This window comes from uncultured Gemmiger sp., from assembly GCA_944388105.1.
Taxonomy (GTDB): domain Bacteria; phylum Bacillota; class Clostridia; order Oscillospirales; family Ruminococcaceae; genus Gemmiger.
The window spans coordinates 1-3,148 of the sequence record CALXHN010000156.1; the positions used below are offsets into that span (position 1 = coordinate 1).

Below are 3,148 nucleotides of genomic sequence, written 5' to 3' on the forward strand. Positions count from 1 at the left end.
GCTTTTCGCGGCCAGCCAATTTCGGAACCAACGCTGCGCGTTGGTTTTTGCATCGTGCTTCGCACGATTTCGCAGCATAGCTGCTCAAGCAAAAAGACCGCCCTGCCCCAAACGGGACCGGCGGCCGAAAAAGCATTTATTTGTTTTTCTGGTTCTTGATGACCTTGAGGCGGCTGAACTCCTCGCGCTCCTTCTCGGACAGAGCTTCGTCGATGAACTTGACGGTGGCTTCCATCTGGGGGATCTGCACGTTGCCCAGGGCGTTGGCACGCTTCTGGGTCTTGCGGATGGCTTCCGCCAGACGGATGACGCTGGTTTCCACCTCGGCCAGTTCCACGGTCAGCTTCTTGACTTCGTTGAACTTGAGGTAGGCGTTGTCCAGCAGCCCGTTGGTGGATTCCAGACCGTAATACAGCCCCAGGGGGGCGCTGGGTTCCAGCGTGACGGTGGGCAGTTCCACGCCCATGACGCTGCGGCGCTCGATGGTCAGGCCGGTCTCCACCGGAACACTGGCCGTGAACTCGCCCACCGAGCCCAGGGTGATGTTGGCGCGCTGCAAGGCGTCGTAGGCTTCGGCGTAGGACGCACTGATCTTATCCTGGATCGCCGCGGCGCGGTCGATCAGGCGCATCATCTCGCGCACCAGAATGTTGCGCTTGCGGTCCATCAGTTCATAGCCCTGCTCGGCCAGCGCCAGACTGCGCTTGGTGGCCATCAGGTTGGATTTTGTGGGAAATACCTGCTGCACGATGAATCACCTGCCTTTGCCAGAGAATTGATGTTCGGACATTATTCCGCCTTGGGGGCCGGCTGGGCGTCCAGCATGGCCTGACGGCGCAGACGGCGCTTGCGGGCCGGCTCGTAATAGGTATCCAGAGGCTGGTCGTCGCAGCGGTCCAGGGCGGCGCGGGGCAGTCCGGCCAGCAGTTCCCAGCCCAGGTCCAGGGTCTCTTCCATGGAGCGGTTGGTGTTGCCCTGGCCGATGAAGCGGTGCTCGAATTCCCGGCCGAACTGCATCAGCAGCTTGTCGCTCTCGGACAGTTCTTCCTCGCCGATGACGCTGGCCAGCGCCTTGGCGTCCTGCACCTTGGCGTAGCAGGCAAAGAGCTGGTTGGCCAGAGTGACGTGGTCGTCACGGGTGTAGCCGGCGCCGATACCGTCCTTCATCAGACGGGACAGGCTGGGCAGCACGGCCACGGGCGGATAGATGCCGGTGGCGTCCATGGCACGGTCCAGCACGATCTGGCCTTCGGTGATGTAGCCGGTCAGGTCGGGGATGGGGTGGGTGATGTCGTCACCGGGCATGGTCAGGATGGGGATCTGGGTGACAGAACCGGTGCTGCCCTTGATGATGCCCGCCCGTTCGTACAGGCTGGCCAGATCGGAGTACAGGTAGCCGGGGAAGCCCTTACGAGCGGGAATCTCGCCCTTGGAGGAGGAGAACTCACGCAGGGCTTCGCAGTAGCTGGTCATATCGGTGAGGATGACCAGCACGTTCTTGCCCAGGTCAAAGGCCAGGTATTCAGCCACGGTCAGGGCGGCGCGGGGGGTGATGATACGCTCGATGATGGGGTCGTTGGCCAGGTTCAGCAGCATGACCACCCGGTCCATGGCGCCGGTGCTGACAAAGGAATCCCGGAAGTATTCGGCCACGTCGTTCTTGACGCCCATGGCGGCGAAAACGATGGCGAAGTCCGAACCGTCGGACACGCTGGCCTGCTGCACGATCTGCACAGCCAGCTCATTGTGGCGCATGCCGGACCCGGAGAAGATGGGCAGCTTCTGGCCGCGGATCAGGGTGGTCAGGCAGTCGATGGAGGAGATGCCGGTGTGGATGTAGTTCCGGGGATACACACGGCTGACCGGGTTGATGGGAGCGCCGTTCACGTCCCGGCGGGCCACCGGGTAGATATCGCCCTGGCCGTCGATGGGGCGGCCCAGGCCGTCCAGAATACGGCCCTGCAGTTCGGGCGAAAGATCCATCATCATGGGATGGCCGGTAAAGACGGTGCGGGTGTTGACCAGGCTCAGGCCGGAAGAGCCCTCAAAGACCTGGATAACGCAGCGGTTTTCCTCCACCATGACAACACGGCCGGTGCGGGTGGTGCCGTTGTCCAGGTGCAGCTCGACGACCTCGTCATAGCTGACGCCGGGTACGTCGTCCAGCACGACCAGCGAACCGTTGATCTGGTTCAGACCAATATGTTCCAGAATCATTACGCGTTGCCCCCTTCTCTGCTGCCGGCGTTCGCGCCTGCGGCGGCCAGCTTGGTATCGATCTCGGCGCGCAGGGCGTCGAAGCGGCTGAAGTCATCGTTGGGGATATCGTACTTCATCTTGACCAGGGTGTCGAACAGACCGGTGGCCAGCAGGGTGCTTACCGGCACCTGCTTGGCGACCAGGGCGCTGCACTTGTCGTAGAGGTACAGGATGATCTCCATCATCTTCAGCTGCTTTTCCAGGGGCACATAGGTGTCCACCGGATGGAAGGCGTTCTGCTGCAGGAAGCCCACGCGGATGACGCGGGCGATCTCGATGGTCAGCTTCTGGTCATCGGGCAGAACGTCGGAACCGATCAGCTTGACGATCTGCATCAGGTTGGTCTCCTGCAGAAGCAGGTCGGCCAGACGGCTGCGGCACTCCATGAAGTCGGTGCCCACATTGTCGTAGTACCATTCGGACAGATCGCCCAGATATTCACTGTAGGAATCGTTCCAGTTGATGGCGGGATAGTGGCGGGCGTAGGCCAGGCTCTTGTCCAGGGCCCAGAAGCAGCGGGTGAACCGCTTGGTGTTCTGGGTGACCGGCTCGGAGAAGTCGTTGCCCTGGGGGCTGACGGCGCCGATGACCGACACCGAGCCCTCTTCCCCGCACAGGGTCTTGAAGTAGCCGGCGCGCTCGTAGAACTCAGCCAGACGGCTGGGCAGGTAGGCCGGATAGCCTTCGTCGGCGGGCATCTCTTCCAGACGGCCGGAAATCTCACGCAGAGCCTCGGCCCAGCGGGAGGTGGAGTCGGCCATCATGGCGGCGTGGTAACCCATGTCGCGGTAATACTCGGCCAGGGTGATGCCGGTGTAGATGGAAGCCTCACGGGCGGCCACAGGCATGTTGGAGGTGTTGGCAATCAACACGGTACGGTCCATCAGGC

2 protein-coding genes and 1 pseudogene are annotated in these 3,148 nt (G+C 62.2%); all 3 read right to left on the reverse strand.

Annotated elements, in window-relative coordinates; all coding sequences use genetic code 11:
* Positions 1-136: 136 nt before the first annotated feature.
* Positions 137-751: a V-type ATP synthase subunit D gene (locus tag Q0K17_RS11020; RefSeq protein ID WP_294542958.1), complete on the reverse strand. Its 615-nt coding sequence runs from the start codon at positions 749-751 to the stop codon at positions 137-139.
* Positions 752-789: 38 nt separating this feature from the next.
* A complete protein-coding gene (locus Q0K17_RS11025) occupies positions 790-2,217 on the reverse strand; it encodes a V-type ATP synthase subunit B (RefSeq protein ID WP_294542957.1) in 1,428 nt (475 codons plus the stop codon).
* A pseudogene (locus tag Q0K17_RS11030) lies at positions 2,217-3,148 on the reverse strand (V-type ATP synthase subunit A); the annotation flags it as partial. The pseudogene Q0K17_RS11030 and the gene Q0K17_RS11025, both read right to left, overlap by 1 nt.

Coding starts and splice junctions, on each gene's coding strand:
- Q0K17_RS11025 (WP_294542957.1), bottom strand. CDS start 2,217: ATGATTCTGGAACATATTGGTCTGAACCAGATCAACGGTTCGCTGGTC.